We start from the raw sequence: 23,719 nt of genomic DNA, 5'->3' as shown, positions 1-23,719 counted from the left end.
GAGGAAATGGATATGTCAGAGCAGAACTATTTTGCAATTGCGATCACAAGGACCTGCGGAAGCGGCGGGGGAAGCTATATCGGTAAGAAGCTGGCGGCAGATTACGGCATTGATGTGTATGACAGAAAGCTTTTGCGGCTGGCTTCGGAGAACAGCGGCATCAACGAGACCATTTTTGCCAATGCCGATGAGAACACCAGAAAGACGCTGCTGTACCGGGTGTCCAAGCGCATCTATAATGGTGAGATCATCCCGCCGGAGAGCGGAAACTTTGTGTCGGACCAGAATCTGTTCAACTACCAGGCAAAGGTGCTGCGGGAGCTTTTAGAGCAGGAATCCTATGTCTGCATTGGCCGGGCAGCAGATTTTGTGCTCCGGGATAAGCCCAATGTGCTTACGGTTTATCTGGACGCTCCTTATGAGAGCCGGGTAAAGCGGGAGATGGAGCGCCAGGGCATAAAGCGCGATGCGGCAGAAAAATATATTAAACGCCTGGATAAGTACAGGAATGAATATTATGTGTACCATACAGGAAAAAAATGGAAAAACCCGGAGAATTACGATCTGTGCCTGGATACGGCAAGTCTGGGATTGGACAATAGCGTGGCATTGATTAAGGAATATGTGCGGCTGAAATTCGGAGTGGTGGCCGGAAGATAACCTTCCTGGAGCAGGGAGATTCTGAGGGACCACAAAAAGATTGGAGGTAATAGAATATGAAGGAGCTTGCTTATTATGACGGTGCAGTGGGAACCCCGGATGAGCTGCAGGTGCCGTTTAATGACCGGGTACACTTTTTCGGAGACGGTGTCTACGATGCCACGGTGGGCGGAAACCACAAGGTGTATCTGTTGAAGGATCATCTGGACCGCTTCTATTCTAGTGCCAGGGCATTGGATATGAAGGTCCCCATGGAAAAGGAGGAGCTGGGAGAGCTCCTGACCTCCCTCCTGGCTAAGGTGGAGGGAGATACCCATTTTGTCTATTGGCAGGTGACCAGGGGAGCAGCCTCCCGCAACCATGTGTACGACGAGGAGATAAAGGGGAAGCTGTGGGTGATGATCCGTCCAAATAAGCTGCGGGACCCGGATGTGCCCATCAAGCTGATGACAAAGGAGGATACCAGGTTTTACCACTGCAATATCAAGACCCTGAACCTGCTGCCGTCGGTTATGGCAGCCCAGGAGGCCAAGAGGGCGGGAGTGGATGAGACCGTGTTCCACAGGGGAAACCTGGTGACAGAGTGCGCCCATAGCAATGTGTCCATCCTGAAGGACGGAGTGTTTTTCTCTCATCCCAATGACAATCTGATCCTGCGGGGAATATCCAAAACCCATATGATCGCTGCCTGCTACCGTCTGGGGATCCAGGTGATGGAGCGGGCATTTACCCTGGATGAGCTGATGGATGCAGACGAGATCATTGTCACCTCCTCCTCCAACTTCTGCCTTCACGCCTGCCAGGTGGACGGCAGGGAGGCCGGAGGGAAGGATCGGGGGACGTTAAAGGCCATTCAGGATGCTGTCATCGGAGAATATCTGGAATATACCGGAAAAACCAGCATTTTTTGAGGTTGTGAAAGGACGGTCGGAAAGGAGCTTTCTATGGATCGGGAAGGATTGGAAAAGCGGAATGTGGGGGAAAATCTGGATTCTCTGATGAATCTGGATCCCAGAGGCTACGGCGTGTGCCGTATCCTGTATGCGGGGAGCAGGGCCTGGGCCGGTGAGCCCCTTACCATGAGGGCGGCGGAAGCTCTCTGCAAAAGAGTGGGAAAGGGTGATCCGGTGTTCATTCTGACCGGGTTTGTGCTGCTGCCCCACAGGGTGCCGGAGATGGACGGCATGGTAAGCTCCATGCTGCTTGCCAGGGCGCTGGTGCTGGCTTTTGACGCAAAGCCCATCATCCTGTGCCCTCCGGACAGTGTGGAGGCAGTAAAAAAATGTGCCAGCGTGGTGGGGCTCCATATATATGAGGATATGAAGACCGTGATGGAGCTGCCCTTGAGCATGGGCGTTTTAAGCTTCACAAAGGACAGGAAGGAAGCCCAACGTCAGGCAGAGGCGATCCTGGCAGAGCTGACCCCGGCGGCTGTGATCTCCGTGGAAGCGCCGGGAGCCAATGAAGGGGGCCATTACCACAATGCGGCGGGCATGGATGTTACAGAACTGGAGGCCAAGACGGATGTGCTGTGGAATAAGCTGCGGAGTCTGGAAATCCTGAGCATTGCAATAGGAGATCTGGGAAATGAGATCGGCATGGGCACCATCGGGGAGCACATCCGGACATACGTGCCCTTTACAGCGCCGGGAGAGTGCTGCTGCGGCTGCGGCGGAGGAATACTGGCTGCCAGCACCGCTGACCATATCATAACAGCCACCTGCTCAGACTGGGGCTGCTATGGCATGATAGCAGCCCTTGCCTATCTGAAAAAGGATATGGAGATCCTGCACAGGGAGGAGCTGGAGGCAGAGCTCATGCGGGTGGCTTCCCGCAGCGGCATGATCGATATGACGGGCTCCCTGATCCCAGGCATTGACGGCTTTAACACCAGGATGAATACGGGTGTGGTGAGCCTGATGCGGCAGTGTACCGCCTATGCGCTCCGCTACTCCCACAATTCTGACCACTGGTTTGGACCGGTGCTGGAAAAGGGCTTCTTTTCATAGGAAGACACGGCAGAGCCAAAAACAGGAGAGGAGGGAGGAAAAAACGTGGAAATAGCGGCAGAGAGGAAGGCAGAAATAAAACGGAAGCCTGTGGGCGACCGGGCGGTTCTCCTGGAGTTTGGCAGCCGGATCGAGGAGGCGGTGAATTGCCGTGTGATGAGCTGGGAAAGGAGGATCCGCAGGGCGGGCATAGAGGGTATTGTGGAGCTGGTACCCGCATTTACCTCCCTTTTGGTCTGCTATGATCCCCTGGTAACGGATTACAGGAGGGTCTCAGAGGCTGTGCAGAGGCTGGAGACCGGGATGGAGCAGGATGAGCAGACAGCAGGAAAGCTGGTGGAGATCCCGGTCTGCTACGGCGGTGCCTTTGGCGAGGACTTAAGCTTTGTGGCAGAGCATGCAGGGCTGACAGAGGAGGAGGTCATAGGGATCCACAGCGGACGCGATTACCGGATCTATATGCTGGGCTTTTTGCCCGGCTTCCCCTATCTGGGCGGATTGGATGAGCGCATTGCCACTCCCAGGCTTACAAGCCCCAGAACCAGGATCCCCGCAGGCTCGGTAGGGATCGGCGGGGAGCAGACCGGCATCTATCCCATGGAGTCTCCGGGAGGCTGGCAGCTGATCGGCCGGACGCCGCTTACGCTGTTTGCTCCGGGGAGGGAGGGAAACATGCTCTATGAAGCAGGGGATACCATCCGCTTTGTGCCAGTGGGGCCGGAAGAATACGAGACGGTCAGCCGCGATCCCGGAAGCTGGAGCGTACGCCCGAAGGAAAAGAGGTGAGGCCGGATGGCATTGGAGATCATGGAAGCGGGCCCGCTGACTACGGTCCAGGACCGGGGAAGAAGGGGCTTTGCGGCCTTTGGATATCAGGAAAGCGGCGCATGTGACAAATATGCAATGGAACTGGGAAATATCCTGGCGGGAAATGAGAAAACAGGAGACAGTGGTCAGGCAGTGCTGGAGTTTACCCTAAAGGGCGGAAAGATCGGCTTTACCACCAGGGAGGTGATCGCCCTCACCGGGGCCGATATGGATCCCAGGCTCAACGGCAGTCCTATTCCCATGTACTGCGCTGTCACAGCAGAACCGGGAGATGTGCTGTCTATGGGAACGGCTGTCAGGGGACTTCGGGGATATCTGGCTGTATATGGAGGCATCCGGGTCCCCCTGGTGATGGGAAGCCGCTCCACCAACCTGAAATGCCGCATTGGCGGGCTTGAGGGACGGGCACTTCAGGCAGGAGATGTGCTGGAGACGGCCGGAGGGCTTAAGGAGAAAAAGACAGCTCCTCTATCCCTTGCAGATCCGGAGAATGAATGGCTGCGTCTGCCCTCCAACCCATACAGGATCATGGGAGCCCAGCGTACCGTGCTGGTGCGGGCAGTGCCGGGACCGCAGGCAGAGGCATTTACAGAGGAAGGGCTTCATACCTTTGAGAGGAGCTTTTACAGGCTGACAACGGATTCCAACAGGATGGCCTGCAGGTTTTCCGGTCCGGCTGTGGGTACATTTCATGGCTCCGACATCATATCGGACGGCATTGTGGAGGGTTCTGTCCAGATATCCTCGGACGGAATGCCTATAGTGATGCTGGCAGACCACCAGACAACAGGGGGCTATGCGAAGATCGGTACCGTTATCAGCACAGATATCCCGGCCCTGGCGCAGCTGAGGCCGGGGGAGCAGGCAGCCTTCAAGTTTGTGACCCCGGAGGAGGGGATCGCCGCCTGCAGACGGGAGGCAGAAAAGCTTGAATGGATCCGCAGCCGGTTTGGGAGTGCAGAAGGGCGTAAACAGAGGTGAGAAAGACATAGTACAAAATATGGAAACTCAAGATCTATGAAAAGACGAACTGCGCGAGGAGGAAGAAAAGATGGCCGGATATGGAGATTGGAAACCGTCAGAGGTTCGCAGGCTGATACGGGAGGGCAGGATCACATCGCCCACAACGGGAATGTGCAGCGGCTATGCCCAGGGAAACCTGGTGGTGCTCCCAAAGGAGCTGGCATGGGACTTTTTGCTGTTCTGCCAGAGAAATCCCAAGGCCTGCCCCCTTCTGGAGGTGGCAGACGGAGGGAGCAGGACCTTTGCAGAATTTGGCAGGGGAAGCGATATTGCCAGGGATATCCCCGGATACCGGGTATATGAGTACGGAAAACTGACAGAGGAATGCACCGATGTCTCCCGGTATTTTGAGGATCCTCATAGGGAGCTTGTAAGCTTTCTGATCGGGTGCAGCTTTTCCTTTGAGTCAGAGCTTTTGGAGGCAGGGATCCCCGTAAGGCAGATAGAGGAGGGGGTCAATGTGCCTATGTATAAGACCAACATCCCCTGTGCCCCTGCAGGCATATTTTCAGGGAACATGGTCGTCAGCATGCGGCCCATTCCATACCGCCAGATACCGGCGGCTGTGGCGATCACGGCAGCCATGCCCAGGGTCCATGGAGCCCCGGTGCATATCGGGGCCCCGGAGGCGATCGGGATCACGGATCTGGAGCACCCTGATTTTGGCGACATGGTCACGATCCATGAGGGGGAGGCTCCGGTGTTCTGGCCCTGCGGCGTGACGCCCCAGGCAGTGCTTATGAGCTCAAAGCCCCCATTTGCCATCACCCATGCCCCAGGGCATATGTTTATTACGGATGTGAAAAATGTGCAGCTGAAGCTGTAAAAAAGGCAAACTGCATGTGGAAAGAAAAAGGAGCTGGGATATATGTCAAAAATTGATTTGAACTGCGATCTGGGAGAAAGCTTTGGGGCATACCGGATCGGCATGGATGAGGAGGTCATCCCTTATGTTACCTCGGCCAATGTGGCCTGCGGCTTTCACGGCGGCGATCCCATGGTAATGGCAAGGACTGTAAAGCTGTGCCGCGAAAACCGTGTCCACATAGGAGCCCATCCGGGCCTGCCGGACCTTATGGGCTTTGGCCGCCGGAATATGACTTTGAAGCCGGAGGAGGCAAAGGCATATGTCCAGTATCAGATCGGCGCCTTAAAGGCCTTCTGTGACGGAGCAGGCCTCAGGCTGAACCATGTAAAGCCCCACGGCGCCCTCTATAACATGGCAGGAAAGGATTATGACCTGGCAAGAGCTGTCTGCGAGGCAGTGAGGGCAGTGGACAAGACACTGGTGCTGCTGGCTCTGAGCGGAAGCCAGATGATACGCGCGGCAGAGGATACCGGTCTGCCCTATGCCAGCGAGGTGTTTGCCGACCGGGGCTACCAGGCTGACGGCTCCCTGGTCCCCAGGACTATGCCGGGGGCTATGATCGAGGATGAGGACTATGCCGTGGGCCGTGTGATCCGCATGGCGAAGGAGGGGACTGTTACCGCGGTAGACGGAACCGAGATCTCCATACAGGCGGATTCCGTATGCGTCCACGGTGACAGCCCCAAGGCTTTGGCGTTTGTACAGAGGATACGCGGGGCACTGGAGAAGGCGGGGGTGGAAGTGCAGGCTTTTTAGAGCGTCATCATCCCCGACATCACACATCCCCCTGCCGCGCCGCAGGCCATCACCTCATGGATCTGCCTCTTATCCGGTTTAATACCGCCGATGGCATAAACGGGAATGTGAACCTGTCCGCACACCTGGCGGAGGAACTCAGTGCCTCTGGGGGGAAGGCCCTTCTTGCAGTCCGTAGCGTAAATGTGTCCGGCGGTCATGTAGGTGGCCCCTAAGCCTTGGGCTTCCAGGGCATCCTCCACAGAGTGGACAGAGGTTCCGATGACAGGAAAGCCGTCCAGTCTGCCGGCGTACTCCCGCAGCAGGGGCAGCGGAAGATGAATGGCCCTGCAGCCAAGATGCCTTGCAGCCTCCGGATAGGTGTGGAGGATACAGGGCACCTGGCGGGCCCTGCATATTGCCAGTACCTCCTTTGCAAGTTTTTCATACTGGTCTTCCGGCAGATCCTTTTCGCGCAGGATCACTGCCTTTGGACGGGAGAGGCAGACGCGCTCCATCTGCTCCAAAAAGGGGCGGGTGCAGAGCTGGCGGTTCGTGACTGCAATGATATCAGACATACACATAATCGTTCATGACCGGCTGGAGCTCATGCTCTAAGAGAGCGTGATAGACCTCATCCACGGATCTTCCGTCTGAGATCTCAAACTGGTCGTCTCCTTTCGTCTTGATTTCATCGGAGTGCTCGCCGATCCCGGTGCTGACACCGGCAGAAATTTTGGTGGCAGCGATATTTACCAGATTGTCACGGACACGGGCGCATTCCCTTGTGGAAACCGTGATGGAGGCAAAGGGCATGAACAGGCGGTAGGCGCAGACTACCTGCAGAAGCTGGGGCTCGTGGACATCCATGGGATTGATCCTGTCATTGTTGATGATGGGGCGCAGTCTGGGGCAGGAAAATGCGATCTCGGCATGGGGATATTTGCGCTGCAGCAGATAGGCGTGGATACCCGTGGCAAATGCATCTTTCCGGAAGTCGTCCAGGCCCAGCAGGGCGCCGAAGCCCACGCCCCTCATGCCGCCCATGAGAGCGCGCTCCTGAGCATTGATGCGGTAGGGAAAGATCCGTTTGTGCCCGGCAAGGTGCAGTGATTCATATTTGTCGGAGTTGTAGGTCTCCTGGAAGACGGTAACGTAGTCCGCACCGCATTTATGGAGGTAGGCATACTCATCGGAATTCATGGGATAGATCTCCAGCCCGATGACCTTAAAATACTCTCTTGCGATCTTACATGCTTCTCCAATGTAGGCCACATCCGATTTCTCACGGCTTTCCCCTGTCAGGATCAGAATCTCCTGGAGCCCTGTTTTGGCGATGGCTTCCATTTCCAGGCGGATCTGATCCGGCGTCAGCTTTGCGCGGTTGATCTTGTTGTGGCAGTTAAAGCCGCAGTAGATGCAGTAATTGGCGCAGTAGTTGGCAATGTAAAGGGGAGTGAACATGTTGACGCTGTTGCCGAAATGCTTGCGCGTCTCCCTGCGGGCCTCCTGGGCGATCTCCTCCAGAAGAGGAAGGGCGGCAGGGGAGAGAAGGGCGGCAAAATCCTCCGGAGTGCGGTTGTCATGTGCCAGGGCGCGGCGCACATCCCCTTCTGTATATCTGCCGCAGTCATAATTTTTGGCTGCTGTGACCACTCTGTCCATGATGTCAGACCGGAGAACCTCCATGCCCGGAAGATAGGTCATATGATCGATCCTGTTTTTCTTTAAGTCCTCCAGAATTTCTTCATTATAAATACTTTCGTTAAAATGCTCCTGTTCCATTTTCCTATTCCTCCTGGTAATCTAATCCTGCAAATATCCCGTCAAAGGAGAGGATGGGCTGGCACCCTTGTCAATGGTCCTTCCAAGGCCGGAGAGATAAGCGGCCCTTCCTGCTTCGATTGCCTTCTTAAAGGCCTCCGCCATAGCAGGAATATCCCCGGCAGTGGCGATGGCTGTATTTGCCATCACTGCGGCAGCTCCCATTTCCATGGCTTCACATGCCTGAGAAGGGCGGCCAATGCCGGCATCTACAATGATGGGCAGGTCGATCTCGTCGATCAGGATCTGGATAAAGGTTTTGGTGCAGAGCCCCTTGTTGGAGCCGATGGGAGAGCCCAGAGGCATAATGCAGGCAGCTCCTGCATTTGCAAGATCCCTGGCAGCATTCAGATCAGGGTACATATAGGGCATTACCACAAAGCCCTCTTTGGCCAGGATCTCCGTGGCCTTGATGGTCTCGTAGTTGTCCGGAAGGAGATATTTGGAGTCGTGGATGACCTCGATCTTTACAAAATTACTGCCGCAGACTTCGCGGGAGAGGCGGGCGATCCGCACGGCCTCCTCAGCATTTCTGGCGCCGGAGGTGTTGGGAAGGAGGGTGACGGTGTCCGGGATATAGTCCAGGATATTTGCAAGGCCGCCCTCATTTGCACGGCGCAGAGCCAGGGTAATGATCTGCGCCCCGGCCTTTTCCACACAAGCAGTTACCAGGTCAAGGGAAAATTTGCCGGAGCCCAGGATGAAGCGGGAGGTAAATTCATGGCCTCCCAGGATGAAATTGTCATTTTTCTGATTCATTGTATTGTTCCTTCTTTCTTTCATAAATGATGTGTAACTATTCAGGACGGTGGGAAATCAGCCGGGCAAGAAGATGCCCCGTTCTGAACAGTTACAATGATGGCACTAGGGTTCTTCCTCTCCCAACAGCAGCCGGGTGATCATGTTGGCCTCATGGGCAGCGCAGACGGCCACTCTGGGGGCCATGAGCCCGCGGCCGTGCACAGCCTCCGTGACCTCATCACCGCATAGGTAGAAGTTGGGACTGATCCTGCGGGTTCGGATGAGGTTGCTGCTGGCCGCGCCTGCCATCCCGGAAGCACAGACCAGCTTCTTTTCCGGAAAATGCTCCAGGATGCCATTTACCAGGACAGCTTTGGCCTCCGGCACATCAAAGGCCTCACAGATAATGTCGTCCCCGGAAAACAGCTCCTTTACATTCTCCTCTGTAACCCGGACAGTGTCCGTGGTGATGTCCAGATAGGGATTGATGCGAAAGAGCAGGGATTGTAAGGCCTCTGTCTTATACATCCCCACATGTTCCATAAAATACTGCTGGCGGTTTAAATTGGTCAGGTCTACAACATCAAAATCGATGAGGTGCAGATGGCCCACGCCGATGCGGGCCAGATAAAAGGCCGTGTTGGAGCCCAGGCCCCCCAGACCTGCAATGGCAACGCGTCCCTCTGTGAGAAGGGCCTGGGTTTCAGGGGAGTGGCGGGTGTTGAGGGCAGTGTAGATTTCATCTTTCGTGAATAATGGCATTAAGATCACCCTCCTCCTACAAAGCTTACAACTTCCATGGTGTCGGCCTCCGTCAGCGCGGTGGAGGAGTAGCGGGCCTTCGGGAGAATGGCGCCGTTTAGCTCCACAGCAATTCTGGCAGTATTGTAGCCCCTGTCTTCCAGGTAGTTGGCCACTGACATGGGGCAGTCAAGGCGGGTTGGCACGCCGTTTACGGTAATCCGTATCATTTTATGCAGGCCTCCTTTCTGCGGCAGCTGTTTGGAAAATAGAAAAGAGTCCACAAAGAAACGTACCCGCGGTGGTGCGCCCCTTCATGAACTCTTTGGTCCAATCTCAGCTATTCCAATATTCAGCTGTCTCTGATGTTAATAAGGTTGTAAATCAAAAGTTTGGATATCCCACAAAAAAGGGACCGCCAACAGCGGTCCCCATAATTTCTTATTACAAATGGCACGTCCCTACGTTGGCATTATCCAAATCAGGTATATGGGTCGAAGCTCTCTGCTTCCTCTCAGCCTGGTACACAAGCTCCCCGCAATTCAATTTACAGAAACAAGTATAAAACAGGCAAAAGAGGATGTCAATCTTTTTTTACATAGATTAGGTTGACATTTCCTGGTCCCATTATTATAATAAAGAAGTTCATTATGAAAAGCAATGAAGGAGACAGTAGCCCTTTCCTGAAGCCAAAGAGAGCCGGTGGCGGTGAGAATCCGGCGCAGGAGGGATTGGAGCGAAGATCACTCCGGAGCTGCCGGCTGAATCCCTCTGCAGGGTACTAAGCTAGGCCGTTTTCCCGGCGTTAAGGGGAGCGCATATGACAGTATGCAGTAACAGGTGGTGAAACGGGGCTTTTGCGCGAAGTCAGGCTCCCGTCCTATTACAGGGCGGGGGCTTTTTTGTATCATAGGAAACTCCTCCGGAGTCTCCTATGATACAAAAAGCCCTCCGGGCAGGATTCTATTTCATTTTATATTTACAGGAAATGGAAATAAAGCGCAGAGGCCTTAAGCATCGATCAAACGGAGGAATAGGAAGATGTATGACAAAGTTTCTACAGATCTGAAATTTGTGGAACGGGAAAAAGAGATCGAAAAGTTCTGGGAAGAACATCACATTTTCGAGAAGAGCATCAAGATGCGCGAGGGCTGCGAACCCTATGTATTCTATGATGGCCCGCCCACAGCCAACGGAAAGCCCCACATCGGACATGTGGAGACACGCGTGATCAAGGACATGATCCCAAGATACCGCGCCATGAAGGGCTACATGGTTCCGCGTAAGGCCGGCTGGGATACCCATGGACTTCCGGTAGAGCTGGAGGTGGAGAAGAAGCTGGGCCTTGACGGCAAGGACCAGATCGAAAAATATGGTCTGGAGCCATTTATCAAGGAGTGTAAGGAGAGTGTCTGGAAGTACAAGGGCATGTGGGAGGATTTCTCCAACACCGTTGGCTTCTGGGCTGATATGGAGGATCCCTACGTAACCTACCACAACGATTTCATTGAGTCTGAGTGGTGGGCATTGAAGCAGATCTGGGACAAGGGCCTTTTGTACAAGGGCTTTAAGGTTGTGCCTTACTGCCCGCGCTGCGGTACCCCCCTGTCATCCCACGAGGTGGCCCAGGGCTATAAGGATGTGAAGGAGCGCTCCGCCATTGCAAGGTTCAAGGTAAAGGGAGAGGAGGCCTACATCCTGGCATGGACCACCACACCCTGGACTCTTCCCAGCAACGTGGCACTCTGCGTAAACCCAAATGAGGAGTATGCAAAGGTAAAGACAAATGACGGCTATACCTACTATATGGCCCAGGCCCTACTTGACACGGTTCTGGGAGAGGGAAGCTACGAGATTCTTGAAACCTATAAGGGCAAGGATCTGGAGTACAAGGAGTACGAGCCTCTCTATGACTGCTCCGTTCCCTACGGCGTAAAGCAGCATAAGAAGGGCCACTATGTTGTATGCGATACCTATGTAACACTGACAGATGGTACAGGTATCGTTCATATCGCTCCTGCCTTTGGTGAGGACGATGCCAATGTGGGACGTAAGTACGACCTGCCCTTTGTACAGCTGGTAGATGCACAGGGCCATATGACAGCGGACACCCCGTTTGCAGGCAAGTTCGTAAAGGATGCGGATCCCCTGGTATTAAAGGATCTGGATGCAAGAGGCCTTCTGTTCTCTGCGCCTAACTTTGAGCACAGCTATCCCCACTGCTGGAGATGCGGCACTCCTCTGATCTACTATGCAAGAGAGTCCTGGTTCATCAAGATGACCGCAGTGAAGGATGACCTGATCCGCAACAACAACACCATCAACTGGATCCCTGATTCCATCGGCAAGGGCCGTTTCGGCGATTGGCTGGAGAATATCCAGGATTGGGGCATATCCAGAAATAGATATTGGGGCACACCGCTCAACATCTGGGAGTGCGAGTGCGGCTGCCAGCATTCCATCGGAAGCATCGAGGAATTAAAGAGCATGTCCGACAACTGCCCGGACGACATTGAGCTCCACCGCCCATACATTGACAATGTCAATATCAAGTGCCCGAAGTGCGGCGGCACCATGAAGCGTGTGCCAGAGGTCATCGACTGCTGGTTTGACTCAGGAGCAATGCCATTTGCACAGCACCATTATCCATTTGAGAATAAGGAACTGTTTGAATCCCAGTTCCCGGCACAGTTCATCTCCGAGGCGGTAGACCAGACAAGAGGCTGGTTCTATTCCCTGTTAGCAGAGTCCACATTGCTGTTCAACAAGGCTCCTTATGAGAATGTTATCGTTATGGGACTTGTGCTGGATGAGAACGGGCAGAAGATGAGCAAGTCAAAGGGAAATGCGGTAGATCCCTTTGAGACGCTGGCTGCCCATGGCGCAGACGCGATCCGCTGGTTCTTCTACACCTGCAGCGCTCCGTGGATCCCGAAGCGTTATCAGGATAAGGCTGTGACAGAGGGACAGAGAAAGTTCATGGGAACCCTGTGGAATACTTATGCCTTCTGGGTGCTCTACGCAAACATTGACGACTTTGACGCCACAAAGTACGCTCTGGAGTATGACAAGCTTCCGGTTATGGACAAGTGGCTTTTGTCAAAGATGAACTCCATGGTGAAGGCCGTGGACAACAGCCTGATGAATTACCAGATCCCGGAGGCTGCAAGAGCTCTCCAGGAGTTCGTAGATGACATGAGCAACTGGTATGTGCGCAGAAGCCGTGAGCGTTTCTGGGCAAAGGGCATGGAGCAGGATAAGATCAATGCTTACATGACGCTCTACACCGCCCTTGTGACCGTGGCAAAGGCTGCTGCTCCCATGATCCCATTCATGACAGAGCAGATCTACCAGAATATCGTGAGAAAGATTGACAAGGATGCCTTAGAGAGCATTCATCTGTGCGACTTCCCGGCCGTAAAGGAAGAGTGGATTGATGAGAAGCTGGAGTCCGATATGGACGAGGTGCTTAAGACTGTAGTAATGGGACGCGCTGCCAGAAATACTGCCAACATCAAGAACCGCCAGCCCATTGCACAGATGTATGTAAAGGCTGACCATCCTCTGTCAGAGTTCTATATTGAGATCATTGAGGATGAGCTGAATGTGAAGAAGGTAACCTTTACAGACGATGTGCGTGCATTTACCTCCTATACCTTCAAGCCCCAGCTCAAGACCGTAGGGCCAAAGTACGGCAAGCTCTTAAACAAGATCCGCCAGGCCCTCACAGAGGTGGACGGAAGCGCAGCCATGGATACTCTGAATGAAAAGGGCGCCCTGACCTTTGACTTTGACGGCCAGGAGGTTTCCCTCACAAAGGAGGATCTGCTGATCGATGTGGCCCAAAAGGACGGCTATGTGACAGAGGAGGACAACTATGTCACTGTTGTGCTGGATACCAACCTGACTCCGGAGCTGATCGAGGAGGGCTTTGTGAGAGAGCTCATCAGCAAGATCCAGACCATGAGAAAGGAAGCCGGCTTTGAGGTAATGGACCATATCAATGTGTATCAGGATGCCAACGACAGGATCGCAGAGCTGTTAAAGGCACATGCGGACGAGATCAAGGCAGAGGTGATGGCGGACTATATCACGATCGGTCAGATCAAGGGTCATGCTAAGGAGTGGAATATTAACGGCGAAAATGTAATGCTCGGTGTTGAAAAGACCATGAAATAATGGTAATATGAACGGCGGGGGATTAAATAAAGAACTGAGAAAAGTAACTGTTCAACAGGCCTGCACAGTTACTGCGCTGACCGTAAGATAACCTGGGCCAGCAGGCAGAATCCCATCGGCGAAGCCGGTTTTAAATGGATTTTTGACGTAGCTGTAAGGGTACTGAACAGATACCTGAAAAACAAAATAGGAGGACGGGCCAATGAATAAATCAGGCTTTGATAAGGCCACATTTAAGCACAGTGTCATTTACAATGTAAAGAACATGTTCCGCAAGACCATCGATGAGGCAACACCCCAGCAGGTGTTCCAGGCAGTGGCTTACGCTGTGAAGGATGTTATTATTGACGAGTGGATCGCTACCCACAAGGAATATGAGAAAAAGGATGTAAAGACCGTATACTATCTGTCCATGGAGTTCCTTATGGGACGCGCTCTGGGCAACAATATCATCAATATCTGCGCACGGGAGGAGATCAAGGAGGCGTTAGATGAGCTGGGCTTTGATCTGAACCTCATTGAGGACCAGGAGCCGGATGCGGCATTAGGAAACGGCGGCTTGGGACGTCTGGCTGCCTGCTTCCTGGATTCCCTGGCAACCCTGGGCTATCCGGCTTACGGCTGCGGCATCCGCTACCGCTACGGCATGTTTAAGCAGAAGATCGAGAACGGCTTCCAGGTAGAGGTGCCGGACAACTGGTTAAAGGATGGCAATCCATTTGAGATCCGCCGCCCGGAGTATGCTGTGGAGGTAAAATTCGGCGGCTATGTGCGTATTGAAAACAGAAACGGCGCAAACCATTTTGTACAGGACGGTTATCAGAGCGTCCGTGCCGTGCCCTACGACCTGCCGGTGATCGGCTATGGCAATAACGTGGTAAATACCCTGCGTATCTGGGATGCAGAGCCTATCAATACCTTTAACCTGGATTCCTTTGACCGGGGCGATTATCAGAAGGCAGTGGAGCAGGAGAACCTGGCAAAGACCATCGTAGAGGTGCTTTATCCCAATGACAACCACTATGCAGGCAAGGAGCTGCGCTTAAAGCAGCAGTACTTCTTTATCTCCGCCAGTGTTCAGAGAGCTGTTCAGAAGTACAAGGAGACACATGACGATATCCGCAAGTTCCACGAGAAGGTGGTATTCCAGTTAAATGATACCCATCCGACCGTTGCGATCCCGGAGCTTATGCGTATCCTTCTGGATGAAGAGGGCCTGACCTGGGACGAGGCATGGGAGGTTACCACAAAGACATGTGCTTACACCAACCATACCATCATGTCAGAGGCTCTGGAGAAATGGCCGATCGAGCTGTTCTCCCGCCTGCTTCCGCGTATCTACCAGATCGTGGAGGAGATCAACCGCCGCTTCATGAACCAGATTCAGTGCATGTATCCGGGCAACCAGGAGAAGGTGCGCAAGATGGCTATCATCTACGACGGACAGGTGAAGATGGCTTATATGGCGATCGCAGCAAGCTTCTCTGTTAACGGTGTTGCAAGGCTCCACACAGAGATCTTAAAGCACCAGGAGTTAAGGGACTTCTATGAGATGATGCCTGAGAAGTTCAACAACAAGACAAACGGTATCACCCAGAGAAGATTCCTGCTTCACGGCAACCCGCTTCTGGCTGACTGGGTAACCTCCAAGATCGGCAATGAGTGGATCACTGATCTTCCGCACATCAAGAAGCTGGAGATCTATGCAGACGACGAGAAGTGCCAGCAGGAGTTCTTAAACATTAAGTACCAGAACAAGGTGCGCCTTGCAAAATACATCAAGGAGCACAATGGAATTGACGTGGATCCGCGCTCTATCTTTGATGTGCAGGTCAAGAGGCTTCATGAGTACAAGAGACAGCTTATGAACATCCTCCATGTAATGTACCTGTACAATCAGTTAAAGGATAACCCGAATATGGATATGGTTCCAAGAACCTTTATCTTCGGCGCAAAGGCTGCAGCAGGCTACAAGAGAGCAAAGCTTACCATTAAGCTGATCAACTCTGTTGCTGATGTGATCAACAATGACCGTTCCATCAACGGTAAGATCAAAGTAGTATTTATCGAGGATTACCGCGTTTCCAATGCTGAGCTGATCTTTGCAGCTGCTGATGTCAGCGAGCAGATATCCACAGCCAGCAAGGAGGCATCCGGTACAGGCAACATGAAGTTCATGTTAAACGGTGCGCTGACCTTAGGAACCATGGACGGCGCCAATGTGGAGATCGTAGAGGAGGTAGGCGCAGACAATGCATTTATCTTCGGCATGTCCTCTGATGAGGTTATTAACTATGAGAACCACGGCGGGTACTATCCAATGGATATCTTCAACAACGACCAGCAGATCCGCCGTGTGCTGATGCAGCTGATCAACGGCTACTATGCACCGGACAACCCAGAGCTGTTCAGGGATATCTATGATTCCCTGCTGAACACAAAGAGCAGCGACAGGGCGGATACCTACTTTATCCTGAAGGATTTCCGGTCCTATGCAGAGGCTCATGAGCGCATTGACGCTGCCTACAGGGATGAGTCCTGGTGGGCAAAGGCTGCCATCATCAATGTGGCAAACAGCGGCAAGTTCACCTCTGACAGAACCATTGAGGAATACGTGAGAGATATCTGGCATCTGAAAAAGGTGACAGTGGAGATTTAAAAGCCAGGGCCATCCTGGCAGGCTCCGGCTATCTGAAACAGGGTGGCCGGAGTATTTTGGTATTGCGGGAGCGCAACCTTATATTGTACGGAGGAAGAAAAATGAAGATTCGCGACATATTGGCACAGGACAAAATTACTATTTCATTCGAGGTGTTTCCTCCAAAGACAGAGGATGCCTATGATTCCGTGGAGAGAGCAGCAGCAGAGATTGCAACATTAAAGCCGGATTTCATGAGCATCACCTATGGAGCAGGCGGCGGGACCAGCGACTATACGGTGGATATTGCCTCCACCATCAAGGATACATACGGTGTAACGCCTCTGGCCCATCTGACCTGTGTGTCCTCTACAAAGGAAAAGGTTCACCATGTGCTGGACCAGCTGAAGGAAAAGGGGATTGAAAATGTACTGGCTCTCCGGGGAGATATCCCAAAGGACGGCAGAACACCGGAGGTATATCACTATGCCTCGGAGCTTATCCGGGAGATCAAGGATTCGGGAGATTTCTGCATCGGCGCAGCCTGCTATCCGGAAGGCCATGTGGAATCTGCCAACAAATCCATTGATATGGATTATCTGAAGCAGAAGGTGGAAGCTGGCTGTGATTTTGCCACCACACAGATGTTCTTTGACAACAGCGTGTTCTACAGTTATTTGTACCGTATCAGGGAAAAAGGGATCACAGTTCCCATCATTGCCGGTATCATGCCCATTACCAGCGCAAGCCAGGTAAGCAGGAGCGTTCAGATGTCAGGCTGCTATATGCCGGCCAGGTTCATGTCCCTGGTGGACAAGTTTGGAGATAAGCCGGTTGCCATGAAGCAGGCGGGCATCGCCTATGCGACGGACCAGATCATTGACCTGATCGCAAACGGCATCAAGGGGATCCATGTATATTCCATGAATAAGCCGGATGTGGCAAGGAAGATCAAAGAGAATTTATCGGAAATTTTAAAGTGACCGTAAGATAAACTGGGCCAGAAGGCAAAAATCCCATCGGCGGAGCCGATTTTAAATGGATTTTTGCTCGTAACTGTGAGGGTACTGAACAGTTACACCGTTTGAAATGTACAGGAGGCAGCGTTTTGGATACAGCATCAATTGAGCGGAGGGAAGTGCTGCGCTATCTGGGCTATAAGGGCCAGGAGGCAGACGAGGCAGTAAGTGCCATGGTGGAGGAGTCTATCATGCAGCTGGGGGAGGCTGCGTCTCCCAAATATCTGTGCAGGCTGTTCCCACTCTCTATGGACGGTGAGGGGAAGATCGATGGGGGCTGCTTTCAGGCAGAGAGCAGAAATTTATCAAAAAATCTAAAGGACTGTGAACAAATACTGGTGTTTGCGGCCACCTTAGGGCTCGGGGCGGATCATCTGATCCAGAAATACAGCCGCCTCCAGATGAGCCGTGCCGTGATCCTGCAGGCTGCCGCCGCTGCTATGATCGAGGAGTACTGCGATGAGACCTGTAAGGCGCTAAAAGCACAGTATGAGGAACAGGGCTGGTATCTGCGCCCCAGATTCAGCCCGGGCTATGGGGATTTCCCTTTAAGCTGTCAGGGGGCGATCCTGGACGGTCTGGAGGCGGGAAAACGGATCGGCATCAAGCTGACGGACAGCTCGCTTATGATGCCCTCCAAATCCGTAACTGCCGTTATGGGACTTTCACGGAAGCCCTACCGCTGTGATGTCAGGGGCTGTGAGGCCTGCGGGAAAACGGACTGTATGTACCGCAGATAAAGGCAGGGGGCACCGTGCCGGCACATTAGAATATATGGACAACAGGACTGAGAAAATATAAGAGAGGTTGTAGTAAAATGATACGTTTTAACTGTGATTACAATGAAGGAGCCCATGAGCGCATTTTAAGGAGGCTTGCAGAGACAAACCTGGAGCAGACTCCGGGGTACGGGGAGGACAGCTACTGTAAGGAGGCTGCCGGAATCATAAAAGGGCTTTGCGGGAGAAAGGATGCAGACGTTCATTTCCTGGTGGGAGGAACCCAGGCAAACCTGACTGTGATCAGCTCTGCCCTCCGTCCTCATCAGGGAGTAGTGGGAGCGGAAAGCGCCCATGTGAATGTCCATGAGACAGGAGCCATCGAGGCCACAGGCCATAAGGTGATCGCCCTTCCCTCAAAGGATGGAAAGGTAACGGCCGGACAGGTGGAAAAGCTGTGGCTGGATCATATTTCAGATGACAGCTTTGAGCACATGGTGCAGCCCAAAATGGTCTATATCTCCAATCCCACAGAGCTGGGGACCATTTACACAAAGGCGGAGCTGGAAGCGCTGTATAGCGTTTGTAAAAAGTACGGCCTGTACCTCTTTGTAGACGGCGCGCGGCTGGCCTATGGCCTGGCTGCCCAGGGAAATGATGTGGATCTGCCCACGCTGGCTGCCAACTGCGATGTGTTCTATATCGGGGGGACAAAGGTGGGAGCACTGTTCGGCGAGGCAGTGGTGATCACGAATGACCAGCTGAAGCCGGATTTCCGGTATCACATCAAGCAGAGAGGCGGAATGCTGGCAAAGGGCCGTCTCTTAGGCATCCAGTTTACGGAGCTTTTAAAGGACGGGCTGTATTTTGAGCTGGGAGCGCACGCAGATAGGCTGGCAGACAGGATCAGAGAGGCCTTTGTGAAAAAGGGATACCCCTTCCTGGTACCAAATACCACCAACCAGATATTTCCGGTGGTGCCTGACAGTGTACTGGAAAAGTTGAGAGAAAAATACGTATTTACATACCAGGGCCGGGTGGACGAAGAACACAGCGCCATCCGCATCTGCACCAGCTGGATCACCAGTGAGAAGCAGGTGAAGGAGCTGGTAAATGACATCAATGAGGGATGAGCCGGAACCTCGATCGGAGGGAAAGATGAATATTTTAGAGGAAATGAAGGCACGCCGCCTGTTCTGTGACGGCGGCATGGGAAGTCTGTTGCAGGCCCAGGGCTTAAAGGCAGGAGAGCTGCCGGAGCTGTGGAACCTGACTCACCCGGAGGTTATAAAGGAGATACACAGAGAGTACCTGAAGGCCGGAGCCGATATCATGACTACCAATACCTTTGGTGCCAACAGACTGAAATATAAGGAGAACCTGGAGGATGTGGTGACAGCGGCTGTCCGCAATGCAAAGGCGGCTGTGGAGGAGGAGGGACACGGATACGTGGCCCTGGACCTGGGCCCCACAGGAAAGCTCTTAAAGCCTCTGGGAGATCTGGAGTTTGAGGCTGCCGTGGACCTGTACAGGGAGGTCGTGGCAGCCGGTGCGGCAGCCGGAGCTGATCTGGTGCTGATCGAGACCATGAGCGACAGCTATGAACTGAAGGCGGCTGTCCTGGCAGCAAAGGAGGCAGGCTTTGGCCCGGATGGAAAACGCCTCCCCATCTTTGCGACTGTGATCTATGATGAGAAGGGCAAGCTCCTTACAGGAGGCAATGTGGAGTCCACGGTGGCTCTCTTAGAGGGACTGAAGGTGGATGTGCTGGGCATCAACTGCGGCCTGGGACCTGTGCAGATGAAGGGGATCCTGGAGGAGATCCTAAAGGTATCCTCCACTCCGGTGCTGGTAAATCCTAACGCGGGCCTTCCCAGAAGCGAGGGCGGGAAAACGGTCTACGACATCAATGCGGCCCAATTTGCCAAGGTTATGGAGGAGATCGTTTCCATGGGAGCCGTCATAGTGGGCGGCTGCTGCGGGACCACGCTGGAGCACATCAGAGAGACGGTGGATCGCTGCAAGGACATGCCGGTGGTATGGCCGGAAAAGAAAGGGCGCACGATCATTTCCTCCTACTCCCAGGCAGTGCTCTTTGACAGGAGGACTGTGATCATAGGGGAGCGCATTAACCCTACAGGAAAATCGAAATTCAAGCAGGCCCTGCGGGATCATAATCTGGAATATATCTTAAGAGAAGGCGTGGCCCAGCAGGACAACGGAGCCCATGTGCTGGATGTCAATGTGGGTCTCCCTGAGATCGACGAGCCATCCATGATGGAGGAGACCATAAGGGAGCTGCAGAGCGTCATTGACCTGCCGCTGCAGATCGACACCTCCAACATCGAGGCCATGGAGCGGGCCATGAGGTGCTACAACGGAAAGCCCCTGATCAACTCCGCCAACGGAAAAGAGGAGGTCATGAGCCAGGTATTTCCGCTGGTGGCAAAGTACGGAGGCGTGGTGGTAGGACTCTGCCTGGATGAAGCAGGTATACCGGAGACAGCAGACGGGCGTATCGCAGTGGGACGAAAGATCATTGACAGGGCGGCACAGTATGGGATCGGGCCTGAGGACATTATCCTGGACGGCCTGTGCATGACGGTCAGCTCCGACAGCAAGGGGGCCCTTACGACCTTGGAGACCCTGCGGCGTATACGGGATGAGCTGGGAGGAAAGTCTATTCTGGGTGTTTCCAACATTTCCTTTGGTCTTCCGCAGCGGGAGATCATCAACAGCGCCTTCTTCACCATGGCAATGGAGTGCGGTCTGAACGGAGCGATCATCAACCCAAACTCGGAAGCCATGATGCGTGCATTTTACAGCTTCAATGCGCTGATGGATCTGGATCCCCAGTGCAGCCAGTATATCGGCATCTACAGCGGCCAGACGGCAGGGCTGGGCCAGACATTTTCAAAAGGAGGAAATGGGTCGGGAAATGCCGGAATGAGCGGAGCCGGGAGCGCAGGAGCTGCCGGAGGTCCGGGAGCCGGGGATAACAGCCAGGCTTTGATGAGCTCCATTGAGCGCGGACTGAAGGAGAAGGCCCATGAGGCTGTCTCTGAGCTTCTAAAGGAGAAGGAAGCCTTGGTGATCATCAATGAGGTGATGATCCCGGCCCTGGACCATGTGGGAAAGGGCTTTGAGAAGGGCACTGTGTTCCTGCCCCAGCTGCTCATGAGTGCAGAGGCGGCAAAGGCGGCCTTTGAGGTGATCAAGTCCAGCATGGAAGGCAGCGGCCAGGTCCAGGAGAAAAAGGGGAAGATCATCCTTGCCACGGTAAAGGGAGATATCCACGATATCGGAAAAAATATTGTGAAGGTCCTTTTAGAAAACTACAGCTATGATGTGATCGACCTGGGCAAGGACGTGCCTCCTGAGAGGATCGTGGAGGAGGCGCTGAAACAGCAGGTGCCTCTGGTGGGCTTAAGCGCCCTTATGACGACCACGGTGCCAAACATGGAGGAGACCATCCGCCAGCTCAGAAAGGAAGCGCCGGAGGTAAAAGTCATGGTAGGCGGAGCTGTGCTGACAGAGGATTATGCCCGGACCATTGGGGCTGACGCCTACTGCAGGGACGCCATGGCATCGGTTCATTTTGCAGAGCAGCGTTTTGGAGGAATGTAAGGAAAAATAGAGAAGAGCCTGGTAAGCCTGGTCCTATCTGTGTCAGTCTGATTGACTGCTCAGGGCCAGGCTTCTTTCTGTTTGTGAAATAGAAATCAAGAGATCTACATAGGATATACAAAGGGGGCATTTGCCTGAAACGGGAGAGAGAAGGAGGAAATGGATTGGGAAAAGGTCAGATGGAGTTCTTTGCAAAAGGAATGTGGATAGGAGGGACTATGACGGTTCCCGGAGTCAGCGGAGGCTCCATGGCAATGATATTGGGGATCTATGATAAGCTGATACAGGCAGTCAGCCGTTTTTTCAGGACTCCGGCTGAGAGTATGGGAATCCTTTTCCGTTTTTTGGCAGGAGCAGCCCTGGGAATGGTGCTCTTTTCAAGGCTTATCACATGGCTGCTGACGACCAGGGCCAATGTGCCTCTGCGGTTTTTCTTTCTGGGGGCAGTGGCGGGGGGGATCCCCATGATCTACAGAAAGGCCGGGATCAGGCGGCTGGGATGGGAGACTGTGGCCTATCCTGCCATCGGCATCCTTGCGGTAGTCCTTCTCTCATTTCTGCCTGCCGGAGTATTTCTGCAGGCAGAAATGACGGGCGGAAGGAACTTGATACTCCCGCTCCTGGGAGGTGTTATCATTGCCGCAGGCCTGGTGCTTCCGGGGATCAGTGTTTCACAAATGCTCTATATGCTGGGGATGTATGAATCCATCATGAAAAGCATCAGCTCCCTGGATATCCTGCCTCTGATCCCATTGGGGATCGGAGTGGCGGGAGGGACCTTCCTTGTGGCAAGTCTGCTGGAGGGCTTATTAAAGCGGTATCCACAGCCTGCCTATCTGATCATATTGGGATTTATGCTGGGAAGCCTGCCGGAGCTCTATCCAGGCATTCCTGCCGGGGCGGGGCTTATGGGCAGCGGGGCAGCGGCAGCGGCCGGGTTTTGGGTGCTCTTTTGGATGTCATCAAAGGGCTAAGGCCTGGCAGCAGATGTTTTGGTGAGCGCCTGCTACATCCGCTTATCTCCCCAGAATACCAGAGCCACGGTACCGGGGCCTGTATGGGAACCGATGACCGTGCCGAAGTTTGTGATGAGGGGCCTCTCCTTTAAATGAGGGAAGGCTTCCTCCACCATGGCCAGGAGCTGGGCAGCGTCCTCCGGACAGGAGGAGTGGGCGATGAAGCATTTGCCGCTGTAGCCTGTGCCGTCTTCTGCGTGAAGCTTCATGCGGTTCACCAGCTCCTTTAAGGCCTTTTTCTTGCCTCTGCACTTATCGCGGGGAACCAGCTTGCCCTCTGCGTTCAGATCCATCATGGGACAGATGTTCAGCATATTGCCGAAGAAGGCAGCGGAGGCAGAGATACGCCCGCCTCTGCGCAGATGGCTTAGGTCGGAGGTGAAAAACCAGTGGTGGATCTTCAGCTTATTTTTCTCGATCCAATCCACAAGGTCATCATAGCTCATACCTGCCTGCATGTGTTCCCAGGCGCTGTCCAGAAGCAGGCCGTAGCCGATGGAGGCGTCCAAGGTATCGATCACAGTGATCCTGCGGTCGGGAAAGCGCTCCTGCATCTCCTCGCGGGCGATCACGGCAGAATTATAGGTGCCGGAAATACCAGAGGAAAGGGTCAGATGAATGATATCCTTTCCTTCTTTTAATATGGGCTCAAACATGGCCTCATACTGCTCCGGGTTTACCTGGGAGGTGGTGGGCATGGCACCCTCACGGATCTTTTGATAAAAATCCTCAATCGAAATGGACTTTCCGAGATCATCGTCATAATCCCTGCCATCCATACGGAAGTGGAAGCAGGCATATGGTATCTGCCGCTGGGAGAGATAGGCGGCTGGCATATCAACAGTAGAACTGCATGTTATCATATAGGAATTTTCCATGAGATATCTCCTTACGTTTGCTGGAAAAAGTATAACATGGCGAAAATAGGGTGTCAAACATATATGAACATTTTTAACAAAGTTGTCACCGGAGGGGCGATGAAGGGGCCGGGCCTTTCGTTATTTTTGCTGGTCTTGAGTTTCCTCATTTTGCGCTCTGGCTGCCGGGAGGGCGGCTGGCGCTCCGGTTTCGGACATAAGAAGCACTAAGACA

General features: G+C 53.5%; 20 protein-coding genes and 1 riboswitch. Of the genes, 14 read left to right on the top strand and 6 right to left on the bottom strand.

All coding sequences use genetic code 11. The features are described from left to right. The first annotated feature begins 12 nt into the window (after window positions 1-12). The 7 genes from LIZ87_RS14975 (at window position 13) to LIZ87_RS14945 (ending at window position 6,144) form a co-directional block, all read left to right on the top strand. Entirely contained in the window at window positions 13-660 is a 648-nt protein-coding gene (locus tag LIZ87_RS14975; protein ID WP_178316173.1) for a cytidylate kinase-like family protein, read from the top strand. A gap of 56 nt (window positions 661-716) precedes the next feature. Then, window positions 717-1,571: an aminotransferase class IV gene (locus tag LIZ87_RS14970; protein ID WP_178316172.1), complete on the top strand. Its 855-nt coding sequence runs from the start codon at window positions 717-719 to the stop codon at window positions 1,569-1,571. A 33-nt stretch (window positions 1,572-1,604) separates the two neighbouring features. After that, entirely contained in the window at window positions 1,605-2,669 is a 1,065-nt protein-coding gene (locus LIZ87_RS14965; RefSeq protein ID WP_227148169.1) for a DUF4392 domain-containing protein, read from the top strand. 45 nt (window positions 2,670-2,714) lie between these two features. Next, a complete protein-coding gene (pxpB, locus tag LIZ87_RS14960; protein WP_227148167.1) occupies window positions 2,715-3,455 on the top strand; it encodes a 5-oxoprolinase subunit PxpB in 741 nt (246 codons plus the stop codon). A 6-nt stretch (window positions 3,456-3,461) separates the two neighbouring features. After that, a complete protein-coding gene (locus LIZ87_RS14955) occupies window positions 3,462-4,478 on the top strand; it encodes a biotin-dependent carboxyltransferase family protein (RefSeq protein ID WP_178317077.1) in 1,017 nt (338 codons plus the stop codon). A 70-nt stretch (window positions 4,479-4,548) separates the two neighbouring features. Next, complete coding sequence (locus tag LIZ87_RS14950) at window positions 4,549-5,346, top strand: putative hydro-lyase (RefSeq protein WP_178317076.1); 798 nt, start codon at window positions 4,549-4,551, stop codon at window positions 5,344-5,346. A gap of 42 nt (window positions 5,347-5,388) precedes the next feature. Beyond that, a complete protein-coding gene (locus LIZ87_RS14945) occupies window positions 5,389-6,144 on the top strand; it encodes a LamB/YcsF family protein (RefSeq protein WP_178317075.1) in 756 nt (251 codons plus the stop codon). Here LIZ87_RS14945 and LIZ87_RS14940 read toward each other — a convergent pair. The 5 genes from LIZ87_RS14940 to thiS form a co-directional block, all read right to left on the bottom strand. Continuing rightward, entirely contained in the window at window positions 6,141-6,707 is a 567-nt protein-coding gene (locus tag LIZ87_RS14940; protein WP_442912204.1) for a thiamine phosphate synthase, read from the bottom strand. The two genes, LIZ87_RS14945 and LIZ87_RS14940, sit on opposite strands and share 4 nt — an antisense overlap. After that, window positions 6,694-7,908, bottom strand: a complete 1,215-nt coding sequence (thiH, locus tag LIZ87_RS14935; protein ID WP_227148165.1) for a 2-iminoacetate synthase ThiH — start codon at window positions 7,906-7,908, stop codon at window positions 6,694-6,696. Before thiH ends, LIZ87_RS14940 begins: the two co-directional genes overlap by 14 nt. Window positions 7,909-7,929: 21 nt before the next feature. Next, window positions 7,930-8,706, bottom strand: a complete 777-nt coding sequence (locus LIZ87_RS14930) for a thiazole synthase (protein ID WP_227148163.1) — start codon at window positions 8,704-8,706, stop codon at window positions 7,930-7,932. 105 nt (window positions 8,707-8,811) lie between these two features. Continuing rightward, window positions 8,812-9,450, bottom strand: a complete 639-nt coding sequence (gene thiF / locus LIZ87_RS14925) for a sulfur carrier protein ThiS adenylyltransferase ThiF (protein WP_227148161.1) — start codon at window positions 9,448-9,450, stop codon at window positions 8,812-8,814. Window positions 9,451-9,455: 5 nt separating this feature from the next. Beyond that, the gene (gene thiS, locus LIZ87_RS14920; protein WP_227148159.1) at window positions 9,456-9,659 is read right to left on the bottom strand and encodes a sulfur carrier protein ThiS; all 204 of its coding nucleotides are present in this window, start codon (window positions 9,657-9,659) and stop codon (window positions 9,456-9,458) included. Window positions 9,660-9,870: 211 nt separating this feature from the next. Further along, a riboswitch (TPP riboswitch) is annotated at window positions 9,871-9,977 on the bottom strand. Window positions 9,978-10,470: 493 nt separating this feature from the next. Here thiS and ileS point away from each other — a divergent pair. The 7 genes from ileS to LIZ87_RS14885 all read left to right on the top strand — a co-directional run bounded on the left by ileS (window position 10,471) and on the right by LIZ87_RS14885 (window position 22,585). Then, window positions 10,471-13,608 carry an isoleucine--tRNA ligase gene (ileS, locus tag LIZ87_RS14915; protein ID WP_178317017.1) on the top strand — a complete coding sequence of 1,046 codons (3,138 nt, stop codon included), beginning with the start codon at window positions 10,471-10,473 and terminating at the stop codon, window positions 13,606-13,608. A 202-nt stretch (window positions 13,609-13,810) separates the two neighbouring features. Next, complete coding sequence (locus LIZ87_RS14910; RefSeq protein WP_227148157.1) at window positions 13,811-16,267, top strand: glycogen/starch/alpha-glucan phosphorylase; 2,457 nt, start codon at window positions 13,811-13,813, stop codon at window positions 16,265-16,267. 101 nt (window positions 16,268-16,368) lie between these two features. Next, window positions 16,369-17,229, top strand: coding sequence for a methylenetetrahydrofolate reductase [NAD(P)H] (gene metF / locus LIZ87_RS14905; RefSeq protein ID WP_178316296.1), 861 nt, complete (start codon window positions 16,369-16,371; stop codon window positions 17,227-17,229). 125 nt (window positions 17,230-17,354) lie between these two features. Further along, the gene (locus LIZ87_RS14900) at window positions 17,355-18,005 is read left to right on the top strand and encodes a vitamin B12 dependent-methionine synthase activation domain-containing protein (protein WP_227148155.1); all 651 of its coding nucleotides are present in this window, start codon (window positions 17,355-17,357) and stop codon (window positions 18,003-18,005) included. A gap of 77 nt (window positions 18,006-18,082) precedes the next feature. After that, window positions 18,083-19,117 (top strand): threonine aldolase family protein, encoded by a 1,035-nt coding sequence (locus LIZ87_RS14895; RefSeq protein ID WP_178316448.1) that lies wholly within the window; start codon window positions 18,083-18,085, stop codon window positions 19,115-19,117. 25 nt (window positions 19,118-19,142) lie between these two features. Further along, window positions 19,143-21,611, top strand: coding sequence for a homocysteine S-methyltransferase family protein (locus LIZ87_RS14890; RefSeq protein WP_227148209.1), 2,469 nt, complete (start codon window positions 19,143-19,145; stop codon window positions 21,609-21,611). Window positions 21,612-21,775: 164 nt separating this feature from the next. Beyond that, window positions 21,776-22,585, top strand: coding sequence for an undecaprenyl phosphate translocase family protein (locus tag LIZ87_RS14885; protein WP_330664634.1), 810 nt, complete (start codon window positions 21,776-21,778; stop codon window positions 22,583-22,585). 32 nt (window positions 22,586-22,617) lie between these two features. On the opposite strand, the gene LIZ87_RS14880 is transcribed toward LIZ87_RS14885, so the two are convergent. After that, a complete protein-coding gene (locus tag LIZ87_RS14880) occupies window positions 22,618-23,505 on the bottom strand; it encodes a DegV family protein (protein WP_227148153.1) in 888 nt (295 codons plus the stop codon). Between the last annotated feature and the right edge of the window lie 214 nt (window positions 23,506-23,719).

This window comes from Lacrimispora sp. 210928-DFI.3.58 (assembly GCF_020554865.1).
Classification (GTDB): Bacteria; Bacillota; Clostridia; order Lachnospirales; family Lachnospiraceae; genus Enterocloster.
The sequence above is the reverse complement of the archived record's forward strand: the minus strand, read 5'-3'. Positions and strand labels throughout refer to the sequence as shown.